The sequence below is a fragment of the Microtetraspora sp. NBRC 13810 genome, assembly GCF_030268685.1.
Classification (GTDB): domain Bacteria; phylum Actinomycetota; class Actinomycetes; order Streptosporangiales; family Streptosporangiaceae; genus BSRQ01.
Genome location: NZ_BSRQ01000024.1, coordinates 104,976 through 127,437 on the forward strand (window position 1 = coordinate 104,976; position 22,462 = coordinate 127,437).

The window sequence follows — 22,462 nt, forward strand, 5'->3', positions numbered from 1 at the left end:
ATATCCCGGTTCAAGAGCAGTGCCTCGTCGATGTCCACGACGAACGGCTCTGTCCGCCACGGTTCCAGTTGGCCGGGGAGACGGCACAACGGTCACGTCGGCCTCATCCGGCAGAGTGTCGACGGCGCCCCGGCGTCTGAGTCGCGCACGGTCCGCCGCCCAGTCGGACGGCGGACCGTGGCGGTGTCAGACCTGCTCGGTCGCGTAGTCGACGCAGTCCTGGAGGCTCCAGCCCGCGGGACGCCCGGGCAGGCCGTCCATCTGGGAGAACGCGGCATTGATCCGGTCGAGGTCGGTGAGCTTGAGACCGACGAGGTCCGGACGCTCGGCGACCATCGCGGTGAGCGCGCGATCGAGCCGCCCGAGCGCGTCGTCGACGACCTCGCCGCGGAAGCTGGCGGACGGATACTGCTGGTCGGACGGTTCGAGGATGAGCCGCTCAGCCAAGGCCTGCTCCAGCAGCACCTCCTGCACCTCCGGCGCGCAGACGAACTGGAACGCGGCGCCGGTCCCGGCCAGCTCGATCGGTAGATCGCGGGCCCGCAGCAGCTCCGCGGCACGGTCGACGAAGCGCCCACCGTCGATCCGCAACTGGGCCTGTGCGTCCAATTCCGCCAGTCGGTCCAGAGTGGCCACCGCAGCCGCGTACCCGGGCGCCTCGAAGGTCAGCGTCGACACGAACTCGGCCAGCGGCTCCATGATCCGTTCGTCGCCCGCGACGCAGGACACCGGCCAGCCGTTGCTGATCCCCTTCGCGTACGTGTACACATCGGCCTGGGCGCCCGCACCGTTGATCGACGCACCCTGCCGCATCCGATAACCGTGCTTCACCTCGTCGGCGATCGTCACCACTCCGGCCCGCCTGCAGCGGGCGAACAGGTCGGCGATGTACTCCGGCGAGACGTGGATGTAGTCCGGCGAAATGATCACCGCGGCGACTTCGTCCGCGTGCTCGGCGAGCGCCTGGTCCAGGAGTTCGGGCAGGTGGTAGACGTGCAGGACGCCTTCCTCGTTGGGCCGGCCCGGCGGGGTGAACTCCCACATCGGGTCGTAGCCGTGATAGCCGCAGCTGACGATCAGCCGGCGGCCGGTGGCCCGGCGGGCGGCCGCCGCGGCCGCCATGGTGGCCGCGGTTCCGGTCTTGAAGAACGCCACCTTCAGGTCACCACCGAGGTCGGCGGTGATCCGCTCGGCGAGCCGGTGCTGCAGCCCCAGCGAGGCGCCGGCGGGAACGCCGGACCGCACCGTGGCGAGCACCGCCGACACGACCGCGGGATCGTTGTGGCCGAGCATGATGCTACCGAACGCGTTCGACAGATCCAGGTAGGAACGATCGTCGGCGTCGTAGACGTACGCCCCTTCGGCGCGGACGACGTCGACGGAGGACCGGGACACCTCGTAGGGTGCGCACCCGTCCGCGTTGGCAATGATCATCGAGACCCCTTCGCCAGTCGGCCAGATGCCGGCCGACCGTGGACGACTCCGAAAATCATAGGGGCCCTTGTCACACTATCAGCAGATATTGGCCGATTTGGGCCAGTCGATGGATCGAGCCGCGGGCGATCGGCATTGTCCGCATGGACGGTGAACCCATTCACGGGGTGCGCTGAACGATTATCGTCGGCCGGCGAAATGCCATTGCTCACGGCCGCGTGACTCCCGAGGAGACAAGGAGAAATCACACTCGTGACGAGCGGCGGCGAGATGACTCCTTGCTCCGTGTCGAAACGACTTATCGCAGTTCATCGAAAGCGAGGGCGCGGCTCCAGCGGCGAATCGTACCGGTCAAATACCTGTACCCCTGGCCGACAGAGCGACAACGCCGTCCACGGTGGCGACGTAAAGCCGGCCGAATCCCGCGGCCACTTCGAAGGTGTCCGGGGGGACGTACTTCCAGCGCGACTTCCCGTTGGTCGCGTCCACCGCCCAGACGAAGGGGTGGAGGACGTCGTCGGTCCCGTCGCGGTAGGAGTCCTCGTCGTACTCCAGGGTTGTGGTCTTACCGACGAGGACGTACACCGTGGAGTCGTCGACCAGGAGATCGACCGAGCCGAACTCCTCTTCGGGGCCGATCTCGACGGCCACGGAAGAGTGCCATCTCTCCTTGCCGGAGCGAGGTTCGAGAGCCTGCAGAGTCAGCGTGATGACCTTCTTGCCCGATTCGTTGGTGTCCGCGGTCCGGGAGGTGATGTAGACCAGCGAGCCGTCCGCACTGGCCGCCGGAGTGCCGAACCCGTCGTAGCTGCCGGCGGGCTGCTCCTTGGTCCACAGGCGCTCACCGGACGCGGGGTCGAGGCAGATGAGGTCGTCGGACGCATAGATGAGGGTGTTGCCCGCCACGCACAGATTGGGCTGGTCGCTGACGTTGCCCAGCGCCTCGGGCAGCGAGGCCTTCCAGCCCGCGATGTGGCTGTGCGCGGCGTCGAACGTCTGGAGCTGGGCGTCCTGGCCAGCACCGTGCGTGGAGGCCAGGTGGAACACCCGATCCCCGGAGGGCGGCACGATCAAGGTGCTGGACCCGGCGGCCTTGTCGTTCTCCTTCTCGTAGTTGGTCTCGTACGACCAGACGCGCCGGCGCGAGGTGATGTCCACCGCCCAGAGCACGGGCCGCGGACCCCACTCAGTCGTGGTGCTCGTGGCGTAGAGGCGCCCGTTCTTGATGCCGGAGATCGAGTCGATATAGCGCGTCGGGTCGTCGAGCTTCACCGACCAGGCCTGGGTGCCGCGCGCGAGGTTCACGGCGACGATCTGGGTGGGTACCTCCTTCAGGCCGCCGCCGTACGGTCTCCCTGAGCCGCCGAAGTAGAAGGTGCCTTGGTGAACCACGCCCGCGCCGGCCCCCTTCGACCGGATGACGGCGAGGTCCGGTAGCGGTAGCTTCCAGGCGGTGCTTCCTTTGCTGTCCAAGTTCCAGAGGGCATTGCGCGCCCTGCCGGAGACGGACTCGTAGCCCAGGCAGAGCACACCGTCGGGGTGTGCGATGAGCGTGGCGACAATCGGGACGTTTCCGCGTTGCCAGAGGGGTTGGGCTGTTGCCAAGTCGGCGAGCGGGGTCGAGGTCTTTCCGTTGCCCTGGCCCTTGCTGCCCAGTTGGGTCGTGGCGATCAGACCGCCGCCGACGAGCGCGAGGGCCCCGCCGGCCAGGCCAAGCACCTTGCGACGGCTCGGGCCCCGCCGGACGCCGACACCGCTGACCTCCGCGGTACCCGGGGTGTCCGGCGCCGCGTTGATACCGACGAGGCAGAGCAGGACATGTCGCGCACTGGGTCTGCGGTGAGGATCCTTGGCCATGCAACTCGCGACAAGTCCGCGAAGCGGCTCCTCCAGGACACTGACGTCGGGCTCGGCATGCAGGATCCGGTACAACACCGCCGCACCAGTGCCGAACGGGGGAGTGCCGGTCGCAGCGAACAGAATCGTCGCCCCCCAGGCGAACATGTCGGTCCACGTACCCAGCTCTCCTGCGGCGATCTGTTCTGGAGCCATGAAGGGAGGCGTTCCCGCCTGGCCTGTGGTGGTCGACACACCGTCCAGGGCCTTGGCGATGCCGAAGTCGATGACCCGGGGGCCCTCGCCGCTCATCAACACGTTGGACGGTTTGAAGTCGCGATGCACCACCCTGGCCTGGTGGATCGCGGCCAGAGCTGTGGCGGTCCCGATGGCCAGCCGATGCAGCACTGCACCGGCACGAGGTCCTTCCACGCGGACGAGTTCGTGCAGAGACGGTCCGTCCACCAACTCGCTGACGATATACGGCCTGTCTCCCTGGACTTCCGCCGCAAGAACCCGGGCGGTACAGAAGTCGGCGACCTTCTCCGCGATCGCCAACTCTCGCACGAACCGTTCCCGCGCCCTGGCGTCCCCCGCAAAGTGGGCATTCAGCAGCTTCACCGCAACCTGCCCACCTGGGCCGCGCCCTGCGTACACCACCCCCTGGCCACCCTGACCAAGCAGCCCTACCAGCTCATACGAGCCCACCCGCCGGGGATCCTCAGGCCGCAGGGGAAGGAGCATAGCCCCTCATTGGATCAGAGAGCCTGCACCGCCGTCCAGGACTCCGCTCTCTGTGCTGCCATGGGAGTAGCCGATGCGTGTAGTACGGGAGAAGTTGGCCCCTGTGCCGTAGTGGCCGAGCTCGTGAGCCTGCTGAGCGTGTGGGTAAGGCGTCAGCGTATCTCTCGGTGGTACGCCAGGTACCGGGGATCGATGTCGTGACCGGGAATCGTGCGCAGGAGCCCTCTTGACTCGCCGGTGAGCTGATTGATCACTGTGAGGTCGTCCTGGATGGTGATCGCGCCTTGGTCGAAGAGTACGTGGTCGTTGGGGCACAGGCACAGGATGTTGCCTGCCACGTCGGGACCGTCGTGCGGGTTGCCGAGCGGGCGGATGTGCGCGCCCTCGGCGTACGGGCGGTGGGGGAGCAGCAGCCGGGTCCCGCAGATCTGGCAGGTGTGGTCGTGCAGGGTTTTGATCAGCTGTGAGAGTGCGTCGTCCCGGATGATTTTCCTGATCGTGGCCTTCCGGCGGCCCGGGGTGCGAACGCCGTCGGACTGTGCGAGCGGCTCGTCGTCGACGTCGCCCAAGCCGACCCGCGTGAGCAGCTTGTTGTGGTCCACGTCGGGAAAGTAGGTGCTCAAGAGGTACGCGCTCGCCTGAGACCGTACCGCCTCGTCCTCCGTGATCAAGTCGTACACCCAGTCGCGGAGGCCGGAGATCGGCTGGTTCTGGCGCATCCAGCCCAGGGGTGCGCTGCCGCTGGAGCGGGGCGGCTCAGGGGCGTCCGGTAGCGCCCATAGTCCGAAGTGGGTGAGCTTCAGGACCGGGTACTCGGGGTTGGGACGGTCGCCGTTCAAGCCGAACTCCGTGATGAGCGCGCTGATCTCTGCCCGGGTGACATCCCAGGGGACGAGGCGTTCCGCTTGCTGCGCGGCTCGGCCGAAGGCCCACAGCAGGGTGAGCGGCTGATGCCGTTTGGGCCGGCCGTTCGAGACGGCGGTGTCGAGACTCATGATCTTGCCGAGGAACGCCTTTGCAGGTGATACGTCCTGCTGCGGGATGACGAGAAATCCGAGGTGGGTAAGGACCTTGCCGACCGTGGCGGCCCCGCCGGAGAACTCCGAAGCGCGAAGCGGACGCCCGCCGACCTCACGGTGTGCCACGCCGGCGATGGCTTTGGAGTCGTAGCGACGCCCGTCGTGGATGACGAAGTAGTCGCGCGCCTCGCGGTAGCCGTACCGCTCCAGAAAGGCGTCACGGCCGAGTCGGTCGTACTCATCGATGGCCGCCAGGACCATCATGCGATCGAGGTCAGATAAAGCCACATGATCACGATATGTCCGGAGACTGGCTGTCGCGTGGATGTCGGCCAGCTGTATCGATGGCGGAGTCCCCGAGTACCGTGATGAGCGACTGGGCCCGCGCGGGCGATGGCTGGCGGCTGCGGCGGTTGCCCGGCCAGGCAGGAGAGTAGGTACGGCGGCTAGGGCACGGACTAATGCCTGACCTGCGGGTACACCACCAAGATCATGCCGTATCCATTCCTTGATCATGGCCCCATGGCTGCACACGTGCGCTCGCCGAGCAGCTTCACATCCTCTGACCATCACCAGGAGCAGGCTGTGAGCCCGATTCCGGCGTAGGGCGTAGACGCGACAGCCGGCGGCCGCCGGAGCCTGGTCGTCTTAGAGCTTCGCGTACCGCACGACTGGCTTTCCCCTCGTACCGTGGAGACCTGACCTAAGAAGGGTTGGGCGTGGGAGAGACGAGACGACGGTTCGATCCAGAGTTTCGGGCGGGTGCCGTGCGCATCGTCCGGGAGACCGGTAAGTCGATCGCTCAGGTCGCCAGGGACCTGGGGATCAACGCGGGAACTTTGGCCAACTGGGTCCAGATGGACCGCCTGGCCCGTGAGCAGGACGCCGGTTCCGGCGGGGAGCTGGCCGAGTCCGAGCGTGAGGAACTGGCCCGGCTGCGCAGGCAGAAAGCCGAGTGGGCCAAGGAACGCGCGGAGCTGGAGATGGAGCGCGATGTCCTCAAGCGCTCCGTGGTCCTCTGGGTCAAGGAGGCGACGGGCCGGTGAGCGTGGCGGCCTTCATCGCTTCCCAGAAGACCGAGTACGACGTCCCCCACGCGCTGTCCTGCAAGGCGTTGGGCGTCTCTCACTGTTCTACAAGTGGCGCGGCCGGCTGGCGACCGCACGTGAGCAGCGCCGGGACCGGCTGGATGAGGCGATCACGGCGTCCTTCGCCGCTTCGGCGGGGACTTACGGCTCTCCGCGTATCTGGCGGGACCTGCACCATGACGGCTGGCAGGTGTCGGTCAACACTGTGGCGGCGCGGATGGCCGAGCTCGGCCTGATCGCCCGCCAGCGCGGGAAACCCCGGTCGCTGACCAGGGCCGGCAAACGGCCGGTGGCGCCTGACCTGGTCCGACGCCAGTTCACCGCGGTCGCACCGGATGTGCTGTGGTGCGGGGACGTCACCGAGATCCCCACCGAGGAGGGGAAACTGTATCTCGCCACGGTCGAGGATCTGTTCTCCCGCCGGCTGCTCGGCTACGCGATGTCGGCCCATCACGATGCCGCCCTGACCGTCGCGGCGTTGCAGATGGCCGCGGTCACCCGGGGCGGCACCGTGGACGGAGTGATCTTTCACACCGACAGGGGCAGCGAATACACCGCCGCCCGCTTCCAGGCCGCCTGCCGGCACTGGGGCGTGGTGCAATCCATGGGCCGCGTCGGCTGCGCCCTGGACAACGCCGCCGCGGAGTCGTTCAACTCCACCCTCAAGGTCGAATTCACCCGCCGGCACCACTTCACCACCCGCGACCAGGCCCGCGTGCGGATCGCCACTTGGATCGCGGACTTCTACAACACCCGGCGCAGGCATGCCACCGCCGACGGGCTACCCCCGATCGAGTACGAACAGCGCATCATGACCGCCCGAGCGGCCATCAGGACGAGAGTCAACGAGGCCATCGCGGCATAACGACGTCTCCACGCTTTCAGGGGATTGCCACGTTCCCCCATGAATACGGACACTTTGGAGACTGGATCTCCAACCACCTGCCCGAGTTCAAGGCCGACGTGGTGGCACTGGTGTTGTTAAGGCAGGGTCGGACGATCACGTTGATCGGGAGGGATTTAGGAGTCAGTCGCGAGACGCTGCGGGTGCTGGTGCGGGAGCGCAGGCTCAGGGTGAGGGCGGGCAAGGCGCGGCCGATGGTGCCGCTGCTGGCCAGGGTGCGTTGGCCGGGCACGTACGCTCGGGCGAAGTGCTGGAAGAGGAGAACAAGCAGCTCAAGTACCGGATCCGGGAGCTGGAGCAAAAGCGGGACATCCGCCCGCGAGCCGGTCGATCACCGTGAGGTCGTCCTTGATGGTGATCGCGCCCTGGTCGAAGAGCACGTGGTCGTTGGGCAGAGGCACAGGAGGTTGCCTGCCTCGTCGTGAGCATCGTGCGGGCTGCCGAGCGGGCGGATGTGGGCGCCCTCGGCGTACGGGCCGTTGGGGAGCCTTTCCGCGGGTTTCCATGATCTTCAGGTGGCGAGCGGCACGCTGTTTGGGGCCAGCGGCACGGGTGCCACGAGGCAACAACGTGATCCAAGGCTCAAATGAGCTGAGGAAACGTCTTCAAGATCGTCCCCCGCATGTCCCCTGATCAAGCTCCTACGGCTGCATATGGGTGCCCTCGGCGACCTGTCGGGCGCCTGACAAGCAAAAGACCTGCGGCTAAGAACCCGCAGGTCAGAGGGCAAACTGCCTGGTAGAGAAGTGTGCCCCCGGCAGGATTCGAACCTGCGGCACCCGCTTTAGGAGAGCGCGGGCCGACTCGACCACATGGATAGGTTGACCTGCTAAAACACGGGAGCGGGCTCATACGGCTGGCTTGATCATCCCGTGCATGTCCCGCGTCGCCCGCTGCCCACGGTCACCACGTCATTCGGTGGCAAGCCGACCCGGAGCGCAGGGCCGCCAGGCCCGAGCAGCGGAAGCGGCGCGGCAGCTCTATTTTCGTCATTCAGCGGGACGGTCGGATGCAGGACTCAAATATTGAATTCTCTGCGTAGACACCAAAAGATCTTGAAGGATAAATATCTCCGGAGTTGACATCAGTCCCGATAATCCTCCGATTATGTGCATCACAGTCAACCAACAGGAGTTAACGAATTTCTTGCGAACCTCTAAGTCGTCAACAAAGATACCGAGATTCTTTCCCGCTAGCTCATCTCGGGCAATTTCTGCAATTACCTTTACTCCTGGCGGGGCGTCCACGTCATTCAAAAGAAACATCTCAATGAAGTAGTCTTCAGAAATTCCCAGTCTTCGGGCGCCGATCTGTATACAACTCATGACAAACACGAGAGACGTCAGAGACGCTTCCATTGGCTCGGCTTCGCATCGCTCCATCAAGAACTCAACATAACTGCCGAACACTTCTCTATCGTCGAGCCACCAGGTTGTTAATGCTCGTGCCATGGCAGATGCGCACAGCGGATCCAAAATTGCGTCATGTTGATAGTTGTCACACAATTGCGCTAACGACCGCAAGGTGGCCCTCAAGACAGCCGGATCTACTGTGTCGTGATTACGGACAGCATAGGAATCCCACTGATCATTTCCTTGAAGGAACGTTATGCCGGGAACACCCAGGAGTTCGGAGCGATCTCCCTCGGGAAGAGATCTCAATATTCGCCATAACTCTTGCGGGTCCCAGTCGGAAAGGATCTCGACTCCTTGCGATATCGGATCCGATCGCAACAATTCGAGTTCACGGGTTATTTCGGCAGACATCCCAAAGAAGTCGTTATGAACGAGTCGCCATCTTTGCATCTCGGGCCATTTGGTTCGAGCGCCGCGAAAATCACTCAAAATCTTCGCACGAATATCGGATCTACGCTTTTTAGAGAAGGGTGCATAGACGGAATACAGAGTCTTGGTTGTCGAGTCCCATCCATCACACTTGGCGTCGCCATACGTGCCGCCCGGTCTCGCTAAATGAAATGAAGTACCATTAGCCAATCTCATAATTTTAGAAAATAGGTCTTCAAACTCATCGGCTCTGGCGTGCAGAATCATGAGCTTAAACTTCTGCTCCTGCCATAGAAGCATTACTGAGCTCTCCATATATCTCATGAATGCTCCCACAGTCGGTGATCGGCGTCTCTGCTACTATAAACACCTCCGCCCGCAGTTCTGGCGGCTCGAACATTCGACTTCTCGGCATTGATCCGTCAGACACGGGGCGGTTGCAGTAATCGCAATTTCATCGGTGTCCGCTTCGGCGACTGAGACGCGTGGGCGGCGCGGGCCGCGACCGGCCGAAGAGCCGCAGCGCGGCCAGCGACCGCCCGACGCGTGGCAGGCCGCCGCAGGTGGACTGCCCTTGAAGACGTACAGAAAGTTCTCATCCGGAGTGAGTAGACTCCGATGATCTTGAGGCCGTAGTGGCTACTCGGATGTCTCGTCGGATTCCGTGGTGCGTTCCTCAGCGCTGGTGACGAAGCTGCCCATGCCGCGTTCGGTGCGGATCCATCGGTCCTTGCGCAGAGCGTTCATGACCTTTTGTGCGGTCTGGGTGGCGATGCCGAACTCTTGGGTGAGGTCAACGACCGAGGGGATTCGCTGACCTGGCCTGTACTGGCCGGCTTCGATGCGCTGGACGATGATGTCTCGCACCTGGCGCCACCTGGGCAGATCGTCCCGCAATTCGGTCATGAGTACACGGTAGGAACCCGCAGTGGAGGGTACCTCAGCGGAACATACTGCTGTGTTCTATGGTGTACCACGGTATTGCCTGCCTATGATGCAGCCGTGGGCATCGGTGAGTGGTGGGCCTACAAGCTCGGGACCGGCTTCCCCGTATCGGTCCGTTCCTCGGTGTTGGAGGGCGCCGAGGGACACGGTTCCGGGTTCTGCTCACCGATGCCCACCAAAGCAAGGACCTTCGCCGGACGACACGGAGAAGAAAGCGGGGTGTGAGCACCTTGGGCCACCTGGCGGCGTACTACCACGGCATCCACGTAGCTCCGCTGCGCGACGGTCACGAGGTGCTGCACTGGCGTCCCCGGGTGCCGCGCTTCGATCGGGTCCGGGTCCGTGAGCACACCTGCGAGTGCGAGCCACTCACCTATGAGTTCTGCACGGCGGGCGGGGTGGCGTTCATCCGCCGACGTCGGGGCGAGGGCAAGAAGATCACCCTGCGGGAGACCGAGTGGCTGTTAACCGCCGAAGCGGAGCGCCTGTGGACGGCGATCCTCACCGGATGGGCCTGCTGATGGTGTCGGAGACAGGAAGGGAACCCATGTCCGATCGGCTGCTCTCGGCGCACACGTCGACTCCGGTGACCTACGGCCCGTTGCTCGATGGGTGGTACGCGGAAACCGGTGCATCGGGCGTCCTCTACGCGCGCCGCACTCTCGAACGGCCGTTGGAGCGTCATGAGGTGCTTGCCGGGCTCACCCGCTACCTCGTGGCGCACAGCCTGAACGAGCTGATCCGTCTCATCGCTGGGCAACGGCGCATCGAGGAATACCTACAGGCAGGATCTCCACCGCCAGCGTGCCCGTACTGCGGGCGCGGTCCGGGGGAGGCTCCGATCATCGTGACCGTGGATGAGTCGTCTGTCACGGCGGAGAGCTGCGCGCGGAGCTACGGGATCGGCGCCGAGTGCGGGCACACTCGGGTCGAGTGGACCTATGAGCTTCCGCTTCCCGACGGGGCGCGCTGCCGTGACTGCGGCATTTGGTGGCGGCTCGACCTGATCCCCGACGAGGTGGCGGCCCGGCTCAATGACGGCACTCCGCCTGGGGGCATCCAGCGTCCCGCAAACGATCATAGGCACTCATGATCTCGCGTGCTGCGGCGTCGGCTCCGAGACGGTCGGTGTGGATGCGCAGATGAAAGAACCCGGCATCGGTGTTGGTCTCCAAGTCGGCGAGCGTTTCGTCCCATGCGGCAAGGCGCTTGGTGGTGTCGACGTCCCTGCGGGCCTGGGATCGCTGCTCGGTGACCTCGCGCGGGATCCACAGCAGCACACGGAACCACCCGTCGGGGACCTTGCCGACGAGTTGCCGCAGATCACTGACATTGCCCATGTGTACGACGGGGACGTAGCCGGCGGCGTGGCGGTCTTCGATCGTCTGGCGGTCGATGGCGTAGACGTTGCCGTAGCGGTGGGTCTCGGCGACCAGGCGGCCGGCGTCGCGGAGCTCGTCCAGATGCTCGGCGCTGACGAACTCGTAGCCATCGGCCCGACCGGTGCCGACCTTGAGCTTGGGCAACAGAACGAACCGAGCGTCCAGGCGAGTGAGGGCGGCGGTGACTGTGTCCTTGCCACTGGCGGGCGGGCCGTACAGGACGATTCCCTGCGGGCTCACGCCAGGATCCGCTTAAGGGCTTCGCGGGTCTGGTCGGCAAGGCTGATGGCAGCGCCAAGCCGGTTGTCGATGGTGACGTGTGCGGTGGGCGGGCTGGACTCGACGTCCAAGCTCGCGGCGTACTGCTCCCAGTTGCTCAGCTTCCAGGCGTCACGGGCAGCACCGCGGAACTCGATGTATTCGCGCATCGACTCGGGGTCGCAGCGGACCCAGATCGCCGCCACGTCGATCCCCTTGGCGGCGCACCGGTTCTCCAGGCGGGTGAACCACGCCTCGTCCTTGAGTTCAGCGATGAACGGAGCTGCCAGGATGGCCGAGGTTCCGACGTTGAGGTTGTCCCATGCGGTCTCCATCAGGCACCGGTACTCCAGCGGCCGGACCTCCTTGAGGTACAGGTCGGTGTGGCGGTCGTTGGGGTCGCCGCCAAGGGAGACGAGCAGCCGTTCGACGATGGATCGAGTCAGGGAGTCCTTGTCCAGGAACGCCCATCCGGTGATGTCGGACAGGAAGCGGGAGAACTCGGTCTTGCCGGATCCTGCGTACCCGCCGACTAGGGCGAGGATGGGACGGGGGTTGCCTCCGCCGTGGCGCCTGCGCCAGGCGTCGACCACCCGGCTGCGAAGGAGCGCCGGCGGGGAGTCGCCTGCCGTGATCTCGTCGATGGAGACCTTGGTGAACGCGCTCTCGATGACCTGCGCGGCGGCGTCGTCGGTGGCGGGATCAGAGGGCGCAGGCAAATCGGAAATCACGATTTCCGCTTTCTGTGATTCACCGGGCAATGGAGGACGAAAGCCTAGTTCGGGCTCGGTGGCCTTGTAGAGCAGGCAGTAAGCACGCCGATAATGCGGGCCGGGAAACACGGTGCCTTGCTCGTGACCCCAGATGGTCTGGAAGTTGGCCGCGGGCACGGTCAGGCCGTGGCGGGCGGCTGCCTGGCGGAGCCGTTCGCCGGTGGCCTCCAGGGTGAGGCCGTGGGCTTCGCGGTGTTCCCGCAGGCGGGAGGGGATCCAGCCCTGTCGCTGGGTCGTCTTCATTGCATACCTTCGCCTTCACGCTTCGGGGGTGGTGCGCGGTGTGCGGTCGTGCATGTGAAAACGCATGTGTAAATCGTCGGTAGGGCAACCTGATGAAGCTTAACTAGATCAGCGTGATACCGAAACTCCGCAGCTCACGGTGAACTTAGGTCATCCCGAAAGGCGAAAGGCGCCGGGGATGAGCAGGAGAGACGAGCATGAATGCGGACGAGCGACGAATCATTTCCGAACTGGCCGAAATGCGGGCTCAGTTGGACGAGTTGGCCTGCCGGGTCGAACAGATCACTTCTGCTCTGGGAAGACGGCCGATTCCAGAGCGGCAAGCCGATCCCTCAGCTCCTTGAGCGACTGACGCATCTGGGCAAGCTGGTCCAGGATCTCGCCGGTCGCACCGGACGCGCTGACTGCCTCGGGAACTTCGGCGGGGACTTCGCGGACGAACACGCCCTTGCCCTGCTGGCCGATCACGGCTCCCTCGGTGCGAAGAACGCTGATGGCGGCCTTGACCACGCTGGCGGAGACGTCGAAGCGCTCACCCAACTGGGCGATGGACGGCAGCGCGGTGCCGGCGGGAAGTGCTCCGCTGCGGATCTGGCCACGTAGCTCGTCGACGATCTGCAAGTAGGCCGGTTGGCCGGTCTTCTCCACCATCTACGTCTCGTCTCGTCGCATCTGCTGCACCGTCTTGCACCACGGCGCACCGTGTCGTGCGCATCACGGTGCACCACGGCTCCAGTTCAGCACACCTCCGTAACGAATCCAACCAAGTCGCCGAAGAACTCATTGACAACTTAGAATTCCAAGTGTTCCATGTGGTCTAAGAGTCCCAGCTAACAAAGGAACGACCATGCGCACCATCCCCATCCCCGTCGACACCACCAAGCTCCAGATCACCTGCGTCAAGCCCGCCAAGCCCCGCCTCGTCAACAAGGACACCGGCGAGATCAAGCGCGACAAGGACGGCAACATCATGTACGAACTCACCTTCCTGTTCGAAGACGAGTTCAACCGGATGGAACTCGTCAAGATCAGCACCACCCCCGAACCGCAGATCATCGCCGGTGAGGAAGTCATCCCCGTCGGCCTGGTCGGCTACGTCTGGGAACAGGGCGGACGCTGGGGCATCTCCTACCGAGCCACCTCCTTCCGCCCCGCCGGCTCCGCCCTCCCGGCTAGAACGGGGGCGGACCTGTGATCGACCTCGACCACCCCCTGTTCAAGATCCTCGCCATCCTGCTCCTGCTCGCCGCCTGGCGGCGCTGGGCCCCGACTTCCTACTGGTACGTCCTCGTCTTTCCCCGTAAAGCCATCTGGCTGCGCTGGTCCTGGCGCCACGTCGCCTCCGGCTGCGGACTGACCAAGAAGCGCTACCGCTGGTGGTTCACCACCGTTCCCGGATTGGTCGCCTCTACCGGCGTCGTACGCGTCAAGCGCCGCTTCCAACGCGTCGCGGTCGACACCAAGCCCTGGATGGGCCTGCCCTGGCCCACCCGCGGCGGCTTCCGCATCACCTTCCACCTGCTCGACGGACAGGTGCCCGACGACTACGCGAAAGTCTGCGAGCGCCTCGCACACGCCTGGCGGATCGAAGCGGTTCGGGTCGTCGGCTCCCGGCCCGGCCGCGTCACCCTCCAAGGCATCAACCACGACCCCCTCGCCCACGTCGCACCCGCCGTACCCCCGACCGAACCACGCGACGGCTGGCGGGCCGACGACCTGCTACGGCCGATCGTCGGGGTCCTGGAGACCGGCGCGGCCTGGCGGATGGACCTGCGGCTCATCCCGCACTGGATGAACGCCGGCGCCACCCAGTCAGGCAAGTCCAACCTGATCAACGCCCTCATCGTCGGCCTGTCCCCGCAACCGGTCGCCCTGGTCGGCTTCGACCTCAAGGGCGGGGTGGAGCTGTCGGCCTACGCGGCTCGACTGACCGCGCTTGCCACTACCCGCGCCGAGTGCCTCGACCTGCTCAGCGACCTCATCGCCGTCATGGGCGCCCGGATGCTGGCCTGTCGCCGCTACGGGGTGCGCGACATCTGGCAACTCCCCGATGCCTCCCGACCGATCCCGGTCGTGGTCCTGGTCGACGAGGTCGCAGAGCTGTTCCTGACCGCCGACAAGGCTGAGAAGGATCAAGTCACCCGTACGGCTACCGCACTGCTGCGCATCGCCCAGCTCGGTCGCGCCTTCGGTATCCACCTGATCCTGTCCGGCCAGCGCATCGGCTCCGACCTCGGCCCCGGCGTGACCGCGCTGCGTGCCCAGATCGGCGGACGGGTCTGCCACCGAGTCAACGACCCCGAAACCGCGGTGATGACCCTCGGCGACCTCGACCCCGACGCCCTCGTAGCCGCCCGCTCCATCGCCCCCGAACTCCCCGGCGTAGCTGTGATCACCGGATCCGACGGCCGGTGGTACCGCGCCCGGTCCGGCTACGTCTCCACCACCGCCGCCGAGCAAGCCGCCCACACCTACGCACAGATGACCCCCTCCTGGGCGCAGGTCGCCGCCTCCGGCCTCGGCCACGAACTCCCCGGCGTCGACAACATCCCCGAGATCGCCGCCTAATCCTGGAAGGAGAACACCACCGTGACCACGACCGCGCCTCGCCTGGCCCTACGGCTGGCCGACTCCGCCCCCGTCCTCATCCTCGCCCTGATCGCCGGGGCCGGCAGCTTCACCCACATCCGCGACACCGCCACCGAACACGGACAGGACGGCTGGATGGCCTGGGCCGTGGCCATCTGCGTCGACCTCACGTGCGTCATGGCCGCGCGGGAACGGCAACGCGACAAGAAGAACGGGCGGGAACGAGACGGCTGGATCTCATGGCCCACCCTCGTCCTCGTCGGCGGGATCGTCCTGTCCCTAGCCGCCAACCTCGCCCAAGCCGAACCCTCGACCTGGGGATGGATCACCGCCGCGACCCCGGCCGGGGCGTTCCTGATCGCGGTCTCCATGCTGGAGCGCCGCGCCTCAGAACCCCGTCCCGAACCGTCCCCGGCACTCGTCCCCGCTGCGGACGCCGTACCGGAAACCCTCCCCGCGAGCATCCCCGAACCCTCGGCGCCTGCCCTGCTGTCCGGCCTCACTGTCCCCGGCGAGAACGGCCAGAACGAACAGAACGGCACCGAGAACGGCCAGAACGAAGCCGGTACGACCGGTGCGCTTCTCGACTACGCCCGCCGCGTCGCCGACGAACACCACGCCCGACACGGCAGACCCATCACCCGCGACACCCTGCGCGCCCGCCTCGGCGTCTCCAGCCAACTCGCCTCCGACCTCCTGCGCTCCCTACGCGACAGCCCCGAACCCGCCTGACAACGAAGGACACCCCCATGAACACCACCGACCACCGCACCGCGGTCATCACCGGACTCCTCGACCTCGCCGCCTTCCTGGAAGCCAACCCCGACGTCCCCGTCCCGACCCTCCCCAAGCTCCTCCACTTCGCCACCGGAACCGACCCCGACATGTGCGCCGAGATCGACGCCATCGCCCACCTCCTCGGCACCGCCATCGACCCCGGCGACATCGGCTACGGCCACTACCGAACCAGCCGCACCTTCGGGCCGGTCGAGTACACGGCCGTGGGCATCCTCGCCCACGCCAAAGCCCGCTACGACGCCGAAAGCTCCTACTTCGGCTGCGTCGAACCCGACCCCATCACTCCCGCCGCCGGCCTCCCGGCTCACGCCGCCTGATCAAGGAGAACCCCTCATGCGCATCCGCATCGACGGCACCTACGCCGAACTCGCCTACGCCACCAACAAGATCCGCACGATCCTCCCGGTCGGTTCGGTCTCGCCGATCTTCCCGCTCCACGAACGGCCCTACACCTGGCGCGTGTTCATCAACACCGCCCCCAAGCGCAACGAGGGGAGGTGGATCACGTGACCGACACCCCCGATGACCCCGACGACCGCGCCCCGTTCATCGCCCCCGCTCCGAAGCGCTGGCTGTGCTGCCACTGCGGAGGAACCGGCGTCGACAGCCACAGCCAGACCTGCGAGCACTGCGAGGGCCTCGGCTTCAGCTGAGAGTCCTCAGCGCCCCCGGCGTGACCACACATCCGCCAAGACGTCCGCCACGTCGGGGGCCATCCCACACCGAACATCCACAGCCCGGAAGGGACACCCCCATCATGCCAAGCACCTACGCGGTAGCCGGGATGATCACCCGGCTCCACGACCCCCAATACGCCCGCTGGGCCTCCCAGATCCGCCGGACCGGCGGCTGCCGACAGCCCATCCACCTGCGTGGCCACGTCCACCACGTCGACCCCACCACCGGCAAGCGCCTGCACAGCTACAGCACCGCAGGCGAACCCGACGGCATTCTGCGACTGCCCTGCAAGACCCGTCGCGCGACTCGCTGTCCCTCCTGCGCCGAGACCTACCGCTCCGACACCTATCAACTCGTCCGCGCCGGCCTCGTCGGCGGCAAGGGCGTCCCCGCCTCGGTCACCGCCCACCCCTGCCTTTTCGTCACCCTCACCGCCCCCTCCTTCGGCACCGTCCACACCCGCCGAGAGAAGAACGGCACCGTCCAGCCCTGCCACGCCCGACGAGACGCGACCACCTGCCCGCACGGACGCGTCATGTCCTGCACCGCCCGGCACGGAGCCGACGAATCGTGCCTCGGAGAACCGCTGTGCCCGGAGTGCTACGACTACGCGGGCAGCGTGCTGTTCAACGCCATGTCCCCGGAACTGTGGCGCCGCTTCACCGAAGCCCTGCGCCGGCGCATCGCCAAGAACGCCGGACTGACGCAACGGGAGCTGCGCGAGCAGGCCGTCATCTCCTTCGCCAAAGTCGCCGAGTACCAGCGGCGCGGGGTTGTCCACTTCCACGCCGTGATCCGGGTCGACGGTCCCGAGGGGCCGATCACCACTCCGCCGGCCTGGGCGACGGCCGACCTGATGACCGACGCCGTACAACACGCCGCCTCCGCCGTTGCGGTCACCGTCCCCGCAGTACCCGGTGAACCCACCCGGGCCTTCAGCTGGGGAACCCAACTCGACGTACGCCAAATCACCCTGAACGGTGACCTCACTGACCAGGCCGTAGCCGCTTACATCGCCAAGTACGCCACCAAAGCCGCCGAATGCGTCGGCACCCTGGACCGGCGCATCAACCCCCTCGACGACCTGAGCGCGCTCCCGATCCGCGACCATGCCCGACGCCTTATCGCCGAGTGCATGCGCCTGGGCGCCCTCGACGAGCTGACCGAGTTCCGGCTCATCAAATGGGCGAACATGCTGGGCTTCCGCGGCCACTTCGCAACGAAGAGCCGTCGCTACTCCACCACCATGGGCAAGCTCCGTGAAGCACGCGCCGAACACGTACGCCGTGAGCAGGTCACCGCAGGATGGCTCCCTCTCTTCGACGAGGACACCGTTCTAGTGATCTCCCATTGGGAGTACGTCGGAAAGGGCCTGTCGGTCGGTGACGCGCTTCTCGCCGCCGCGTTGACCGGAAGACCTCTGCTCCCGCCCTCGGTGCCCGGGGGAGGTGTCTGATGCCTCGGCACGATGACAAGCTCCTCACCCTGCCCGAAGTGCTGGAGGAGTTGAACGGCATCTCGCGCCGCACCTTCTACCGGTGGCGTGAACTCGGCAAGGCGCCCGCCTGCATCCAGTACCCCAATGACGAGCTGCGTGTCCGGCGGAGCGACCTCGAAGCATGGCTCGACTCGCTGCGGGAGGCGTCATGATCACCAGCTATGACGTGCGCTTCTGGGAAGTCCGCCGGAACCGGTCGAGCAAGACGCCGTCATTCGAGGCGCGTTGGAAGGTCGGGAGTAAGCCGAAGTCCAAGACCTTCCGGACCAAGGCACTGGCTGAGAACTTCCTGTCCGACCTTCGCCAGGCGGCCAAGAAGGGAGAGGCGTTCGACCTCGCCACCGGACTGCCGGTCTCGATGTTGTCCGCGGAGCTTGAGCCCTCCGGGCCGTCCTTCCTGGAGTTCGCGCAGTCGTACGCGGTCGGCCGATGGCGGCGGACGGCTCCTCGAACGCGGGAGACCGAGGCTTACGCTCTGTTGTCGCTCGTCCCGGCATTGGTTGCGGACGTTCCGGATCGACCGGAGGTCGACGAACTACGACACGTGTTGCGGAATCACGTGTTGCTCCCCGAGAACCGGAGAGGGGAACTGAACCGTAGGCAGGCAACGGTGCTGCGGTGGCTTGAGAAGGCATCCCTTCCATTGGTCGACCTCCAAGAGGCTCACGTCGTCAGGGGCGCGCTCGATGCCGTCTCGTCCACCTTCGACGGCAAGGAAGCGGCGGCCAATACGGTGCGGCGTAAGCGGGCGATCTTTCACCACCTTCTGGAGCTGGCGGTAGAGCAGAAGGTGTTCACGGCCAACCCCCTGCACGAGATCAAATGGAAGCCACCCAAGGCCGTCACTGAGCCTTTTTCATCCTGGCGGTAGAGGTGCTGATCACGACATGATCGCAGGTCGGGGGTTCGCCTGAAGACGTAGTAGAGCCCCTGGTAGACGGGTTGATCACCACAATCTGTCCGTCACCACCAGGAGCTCTGGGTGCTGTTCTACCGTGCCTCGGTCGATTTGTCGCGTTCAACGCTGAACTACGTGGCCGGGCTGATCCGCCGGCACCGCAAGGCGATCGGATCGACCTGGCGGCTGCTCAACCCCGGACAGCAAGCGCTGCCGGTACTGGTCCACCTGCGCAAGGGCGAGACCTTCGACGAGCTCGGAGCCGGTTTCGGCCTGTCAACGGCGACGGCGTGGCGGTACGTACAGGAGACGGTGATGCTGCTGTCGGCCCGCTCGCCCAAGCTCGGGCAGGCCCTGCGCAAGGCCGGCAAGGACGGGCTTCACTACCTGGTGCTGGACGGCACGCTCATCCGTACCGATCGGATCAAGGCCGACCGCCCCTACTTCTCCGGCAAGCATCGCGTGCACGGGATGAACGTCCAGGTCATCGCCTCGCCTAGCGGGACGATCGTGTGGACCTCGGGTGCGCTGCCGGGAAAGACGCATGATCTGAGTGCGGCCCGGATCTGGGGCATCCTGCGTGCGTTGGAACATGCTGGGATCGTCGTCCTGGCGGACAAGGGCTACCAAGGAGCCGAACGCCCGGTCATCACTCCGTACAAGGGCAGGAACAAGCCCGAGCCGCAGAAACAGGCCAATCGGTCACACGCTCGCCTTCGCGGCCCGGGTGAGCGTGCGAACGCCCAGCTCAAGAGCTGGCGGATCCTCCGCAAGCTCCGATGTAGCCCCGGCAAAGCCGGACACCTATGCAAGGCCATCGCTGTCCTTCAGAACCACCGGCTTGCCCACGGATGAAAAAGGCTCACTGTCGTCGACCCTCGTACGGTGGTCAACCCAGCTCAGGCGAAGGAACTCCTGGCCGCGGTGCCCAAGGTCGGTCGTACCAGGGGCGTACGACTCAGGGCCATGTTCGCGTGTATCTACTATGCGGGACTGCGGCCGGAGGAGGCCGCGGACCTTCGCCTGAAGAACTGCACCCTGCCCGAATCGGGATGGGGTCAGATCATCCTTGAGAAAGCCCGACCGCAGGCGAACAAGCGGTGGACCAACTCGGGGCAGACCCACGAATCTCGCAGCCTCAAGCATCGGGCGAAGAAGGAGACCAGAGAGATTCCCATCCCGCCTGTTCTGGTCGCCATCCTTCGCGAGCACATCAACGCCTACGGCACCGAGGACGACGGCCGGCTGTTCCGCACGACCAAGGGCGGTTCCTACTCCAGTTCGGCATGCTCCTACGTATGGCAGGAGGCTCGGGCCCTCGCCTTCACTGATGAGCAAGTAAAGTCACCGCTTGCCGCCCGGCTCTATGACCTGCGGCACGCTGCCCTGTCTCTCTGGCTCAACGCAGGCGTACCGGCTACCGAGGTGGCCAAACGAGCCGGCCACAGCGTGGAGGTTCTCCACCGGGTATACGCCAAGTGCATGGAGGGCCAGCAGGAACGGACGAACGGAAAGATCAGCAGCGCTCTCGACGAGTGATCGCTATAGATGCTTCCCCCAGGCCCCGGCATAGGTCGGGGCCTCAGCCTATGTGTGGCTTACCTGTTCCTTCGAGGAAGTGACTGATCCGTAGGCGCATTGACCCATCCATTGGTAATGAGTAGATCTCATCCCGCGGCACCCAGCGCACCTCTCGGGATTCGTCGCTCGGCGTCGGCTCTCCGCCGACGGCTCGACCGGTGAGCACGATGGAAAACTCCTGGCGGGCTTCGCCGTTGCTGGTGTAGAGAATCACATGCTTGGGGTCGGTGTACGTCCCGACAAGGCCGGTGATCTCGCACCTGATCCCGGTTTCCTCCAACGTCTCCCGGATCGCTGCCTCGGGCAAGGACTCACCCAGGTCGATCGCGCCACCGGGGACAGCCCAGTTGCCATTGTCGCTGCGGCGGATCATCAAGATCTTACCTGTCTTGTTGATGACCACGACGTTTACTGACGGGACCAGGCTGTTGGACTCAGGCGCAGCGGGGTCGTCATAGAAGTCGATTCGGGCGCTCACGCTCGGGACTCTACTGTCATTGTGTTGGTGCGGGACCGTCTTCTAAAAGGATTCGGAAGCGTTTGATTGGAGCTTCGATGACCGATTCTCGCTCATGTGTCGAGAGTAAGGCATTATCGCAGGATGCAGCTATGTCGATATCGGGCCCCAGGATGATCCGTCGTATAATTGACTTGCGGAGAATTTTGCGCATCTCACTGGCAAGCGTTGCGGTGGCATGATCGTCGCCGGGGTTACCCCCATGTGCAATTATAGATCGAATTGCATACGCCTTCCTAACTAATTCTTTAGTTTGTAAGCGGTCGTTATCATCATGGCCTACTAGTATAGCGGCGCGTTGGGTGACGCGACGCGTCAAGTCGCCATCCTTTTCTCTGGGGGCGGTCATCAAGTGCTCAAGAGCAGCAACGCACCAAAGTAAAATCTCCCCTGACCGTCTTTGGAAAACAATATCGCCGTCTTGGCCGATGTACGGATTAAGCGATAATAGCCTCTGTGCACTCTGTTGAAGACGATAAAAAGGGTGACTTTTTGGATTATTTACTTTTCCGCGAGGCGGCCATGTCGCTAAATGATCAGACAGGAGGCGAAGAAACCGAAGTAGGCGTATCAGTTTTTCTCCTGAAGCCCAAAAGGGGCCGAACGAAACAACTTCATACTCATCGTCTGGATTACCTATGGGCGTAGTGGTTAGCCTTCCGCCTTTGATCATTTCCATGTAACGCTGTGCTTCTACCTCATATTCAGATGCTATGTTTACGGGATCATCAGAAAAGAGGTTTAGGAGGAGGAGCGGTTGCCAGGCGACAATATTCAGCTCTGGTCCAAGTAGCTCGTCCATAAGAAATGCTGGGAATAGGTTATTACTCTCTCTGGGAGAGGCGTTCTCATCAATGCGAGAGAGCATGCTGCAGGAGCCGTCGTATAAGAGTGGGTCCCATTCTGTGGACGCCGCATATAGTGCAACCGACGGAAGTGGTCGAATGGGCTCAAGATCTTTCCGGGTTGGGCGCCATAGGCGCCAACCAGCTACCTCTAAAGGTTCACTAAGATCGATATCGGCATCAATTACTACGTGACGTTGAATGGGAATCTTAGGTCCTGCCAAAAATGCCGTAATTTCGTCTATAAGAACGGATGGAATTGATTTCTGAGTGCAGAGTGCTCTTACTATGCCGAGGGAGTGTAGGCTGGTCTCGTCTATAGATCTTCCCCAGTGAACAACTGTCTGCCTGCCCGATCCTTCCCGTTGATATCTGGTCCAAGATCTTTGAAAATAGTCGTTCTGCTGAGCGATTTCTGCAGCAGCTTTATTGATCTCCTGAACAACTGGCCATCCGGCCACCTCGTTAGCTGCCTGTTGATCGGAGAGGTTGCGTAGTTGATTGCTCTGAGCGCATATCTCGACAAACAGGGTGTGAAGCTTGGCGGCTAGTACTGTATTGGGTTTCCCTAGGCTCATAAGACGATCCTAGCTGTGGCGCAACTTCTTATCTACTGGATTTGCTGATGCTGTATTCATGGTCATGGCG

At 64.4% G+C, this 22,462-nt stretch carries 26 protein-coding genes and 1 tRNA gene; 15 read left to right on the forward strand and 12 right to left on the reverse strand.

All coding sequences use genetic code 11. The annotated features are described in order from the left end of the window. Window positions 1-186: 186 nt before the first annotated feature. The 3 genes from QSK26_RS35115 to QSK26_RS35125 form a co-directional block, all read right to left on the reverse strand. On the reverse strand, window positions 187-1,434 hold the full coding sequence (locus tag QSK26_RS35115; RefSeq protein ID WP_285779643.1) for an aminotransferase class III-fold pyridoxal phosphate-dependent enzyme: 1,248 nt from the start codon (window positions 1,432-1,434) through the stop codon (window positions 187-189). A gap of 351 nt (window positions 1,435-1,785) precedes the next feature. Further along, complete coding sequence (locus QSK26_RS35120) at window positions 1,786-4,014, reverse strand: serine/threonine-protein kinase (RefSeq protein WP_285779644.1); 2,229 nt, start codon at window positions 4,012-4,014, stop codon at window positions 1,786-1,788. A gap of 152 nt (window positions 4,015-4,166) precedes the next feature. Beyond that, entirely contained in the window at window positions 4,167-5,603 is a 1,437-nt protein-coding gene (locus tag QSK26_RS35125; RefSeq protein WP_502888783.1) for an HNH endonuclease, read from the reverse strand. A gap of 149 nt (window positions 5,604-5,752) precedes the next feature. Between QSK26_RS35125 and QSK26_RS35130 the strand changes: the two genes are divergently transcribed. After that, the gene (locus QSK26_RS35130) at window positions 5,753-6,079 is read left to right on the forward strand and encodes a transposase (protein WP_285779646.1); all 327 of its coding nucleotides are present in this window, start codon (window positions 5,753-5,755) and stop codon (window positions 6,077-6,079) included. After that, window positions 6,027-6,986 (forward strand): IS3 family transposase, encoded by a 960-nt coding sequence (locus QSK26_RS35135; protein ID WP_285779647.1) that lies wholly within the window; start codon window positions 6,027-6,029, stop codon window positions 6,984-6,986. The genes QSK26_RS35130 and QSK26_RS35135 overlap by 53 nt, the downstream gene beginning before the upstream one ends. 311 nt (window positions 6,987-7,297) lie before the next feature. On the opposite strand, the gene QSK26_RS35140 is transcribed toward QSK26_RS35135, so the two are convergent. From QSK26_RS35140 to QSK26_RS35155, 4 genes are all read right to left on the reverse strand, one after another. Then, on the reverse strand, window positions 7,298-7,426 hold the full coding sequence (locus QSK26_RS35140; RefSeq protein WP_285779648.1) for a hypothetical protein: 129 nt from the start codon (window positions 7,424-7,426) through the stop codon (window positions 7,298-7,300). A 348-nt stretch (window positions 7,427-7,774) separates the two neighbouring features. Further along, window positions 7,775-7,869 (reverse strand) — tRNA-Arg (locus QSK26_RS35145). Window positions 7,870-8,014: 145 nt separating this feature from the next. Continuing rightward, window positions 8,015-9,133: a hypothetical protein gene (locus QSK26_RS35150; protein ID WP_285779649.1), complete on the reverse strand. Its 1,119-nt coding sequence runs from the start codon at window positions 9,131-9,133 to the stop codon at window positions 8,015-8,017. A 315-nt stretch (window positions 9,134-9,448) separates the two neighbouring features. Beyond that, complete coding sequence (locus QSK26_RS35155) at window positions 9,449-9,715, reverse strand: GntR family transcriptional regulator (RefSeq protein WP_285779650.1); 267 nt, start codon at window positions 9,713-9,715, stop codon at window positions 9,449-9,451. Window positions 9,716-9,975: 260 nt separating this feature from the next. Between QSK26_RS35155 and QSK26_RS35160 the strand changes: the two genes are divergently transcribed. Both QSK26_RS35160 and QSK26_RS35165 read left to right on the forward strand, forming a co-directional pair. After that, complete coding sequence (locus tag QSK26_RS35160) at window positions 9,976-10,275, forward strand: hypothetical protein (protein WP_285779651.1); 300 nt, start codon at window positions 9,976-9,978, stop codon at window positions 10,273-10,275. Next, complete coding sequence (locus QSK26_RS35165; RefSeq protein ID WP_285779652.1) at window positions 10,263-10,847, forward strand: hypothetical protein; 585 nt, start codon at window positions 10,263-10,265, stop codon at window positions 10,845-10,847. The genes QSK26_RS35160 and QSK26_RS35165 overlap by 13 nt, the downstream gene beginning before the upstream one ends. On the opposite strand, the gene QSK26_RS35170 is transcribed toward QSK26_RS35165, so the two are convergent. The 3 genes from QSK26_RS35170 to QSK26_RS35180 all read right to left on the reverse strand — a co-directional run bounded on the left by QSK26_RS35170 (window position 10,786) and on the right by QSK26_RS35180 (window position 13,061). Further along, entirely contained in the window at window positions 10,786-11,376 is a 591-nt protein-coding gene (locus QSK26_RS35170) for a nucleoside/nucleotide kinase family protein (RefSeq protein ID WP_285779653.1), read from the reverse strand. The two genes, QSK26_RS35165 and QSK26_RS35170, sit on opposite strands and share 62 nt — an antisense overlap. Continuing rightward, complete coding sequence (locus tag QSK26_RS35175; RefSeq protein ID WP_285779654.1) at window positions 11,373-12,410, reverse strand: P-loop nucleotide/nucleoside kinase family protein; 1,038 nt, start codon at window positions 12,408-12,410, stop codon at window positions 11,373-11,375. The genes QSK26_RS35170 and QSK26_RS35175 overlap by 4 nt, the downstream gene beginning before the upstream one ends. Window positions 12,411-12,692: 282 nt before the next feature. Next, window positions 12,693-13,061, reverse strand: a complete 369-nt coding sequence (locus QSK26_RS35180; RefSeq protein WP_285779655.1) for a winged helix-turn-helix domain-containing protein — start codon at window positions 13,059-13,061, stop codon at window positions 12,693-12,695. Between the two features lie 196 nt (window positions 13,062-13,257). On the opposite strand from QSK26_RS35180, the gene QSK26_RS35185 reads away from it, so the two are divergent. The 11 genes from QSK26_RS35185 (at window position 13,258) to QSK26_RS35235 (ending at window position 20,410) form a co-directional block, all read left to right on the forward strand. Continuing rightward, a complete protein-coding gene (locus tag QSK26_RS35185; protein WP_285779656.1) occupies window positions 13,258-13,605 on the forward strand; it encodes an SCO3933 family regulatory protein in 348 nt (115 codons plus the stop codon). Further along, window positions 13,602-14,978 (forward strand): FtsK/SpoIIIE domain-containing protein, encoded by a 1,377-nt coding sequence (locus QSK26_RS35190; protein ID WP_285779657.1) that lies wholly within the window; start codon window positions 13,602-13,604, stop codon window positions 14,976-14,978. The genes QSK26_RS35185 and QSK26_RS35190 overlap by 4 nt, the downstream gene beginning before the upstream one ends. Before the next feature lie 21 nt (window positions 14,979-14,999). After that, window positions 15,000-15,731, forward strand: coding sequence for a DUF2637 domain-containing protein (locus QSK26_RS35195; RefSeq protein WP_285779658.1), 732 nt, complete (start codon window positions 15,000-15,002; stop codon window positions 15,729-15,731). Window positions 15,732-15,748: 17 nt separating this feature from the next. Next, window positions 15,749-16,114 carry a hypothetical protein gene (locus tag QSK26_RS35200; RefSeq protein ID WP_285779659.1) on the forward strand — a complete coding sequence of 122 codons (366 nt, stop codon included), beginning with the start codon at window positions 15,749-15,751 and terminating at the stop codon, window positions 16,112-16,114. 16 nt (window positions 16,115-16,130) lie between these two features. After that, complete coding sequence (locus QSK26_RS35205; RefSeq protein WP_285779660.1) at window positions 16,131-16,307, forward strand: hypothetical protein; 177 nt, start codon at window positions 16,131-16,133, stop codon at window positions 16,305-16,307. Beyond that, window positions 16,304-16,450: a hypothetical protein gene (locus QSK26_RS35210; protein ID WP_285779661.1), complete on the forward strand. Its 147-nt coding sequence runs from the start codon at window positions 16,304-16,306 to the stop codon at window positions 16,448-16,450. Before QSK26_RS35205 ends, QSK26_RS35210 begins: the two co-directional genes overlap by 4 nt. 104 nt (window positions 16,451-16,554) lie before the next feature. Then, the gene (locus QSK26_RS35215) at window positions 16,555-17,931 is read left to right on the forward strand and encodes a replication initiator (RefSeq protein WP_285779662.1); all 1,377 of its coding nucleotides are present in this window, start codon (window positions 16,555-16,557) and stop codon (window positions 17,929-17,931) included. Then, a complete protein-coding gene (locus QSK26_RS35220) occupies window positions 17,931-18,125 on the forward strand; it encodes a helix-turn-helix transcriptional regulator (RefSeq protein WP_285779663.1) in 195 nt (64 codons plus the stop codon). The genes QSK26_RS35215 and QSK26_RS35220 overlap by 1 nt, the downstream gene beginning before the upstream one ends. Next, the gene (locus QSK26_RS35225; protein WP_285779664.1) at window positions 18,122-18,844 is read left to right on the forward strand and encodes a hypothetical protein; all 723 of its coding nucleotides are present in this window, start codon (window positions 18,122-18,124) and stop codon (window positions 18,842-18,844) included. Before QSK26_RS35220 ends, QSK26_RS35225 begins: the two co-directional genes overlap by 4 nt. Window positions 18,845-18,955: 111 nt before the next feature. Then, a complete protein-coding gene (locus QSK26_RS35230) occupies window positions 18,956-19,726 on the forward strand; it encodes a transposase family protein (protein ID WP_285779665.1) in 771 nt (256 codons plus the stop codon). Between the two features lie 30 nt (window positions 19,727-19,756). Beyond that, entirely contained in the window at window positions 19,757-20,410 is a 654-nt protein-coding gene (locus tag QSK26_RS35235; RefSeq protein ID WP_285779666.1) for a tyrosine-type recombinase/integrase, read from the forward strand. 43 nt (window positions 20,411-20,453) lie between these two features. On the opposite strand, the gene QSK26_RS35240 is transcribed toward QSK26_RS35235, so the two are convergent. Next, complete coding sequence (locus QSK26_RS35240; protein ID WP_285779667.1) at window positions 20,454-20,930, reverse strand: NUDIX hydrolase; 477 nt, start codon at window positions 20,928-20,930, stop codon at window positions 20,454-20,456. Window positions 20,931-20,946: 16 nt separating this feature from the next. After that, on the reverse strand, window positions 20,947-22,392 hold the full coding sequence (locus QSK26_RS35245; protein WP_285779668.1) for a hypothetical protein: 1,446 nt from the start codon (window positions 22,390-22,392) through the stop codon (window positions 20,947-20,949). Window positions 22,393-22,462 lie beyond the last annotated feature (70 nt).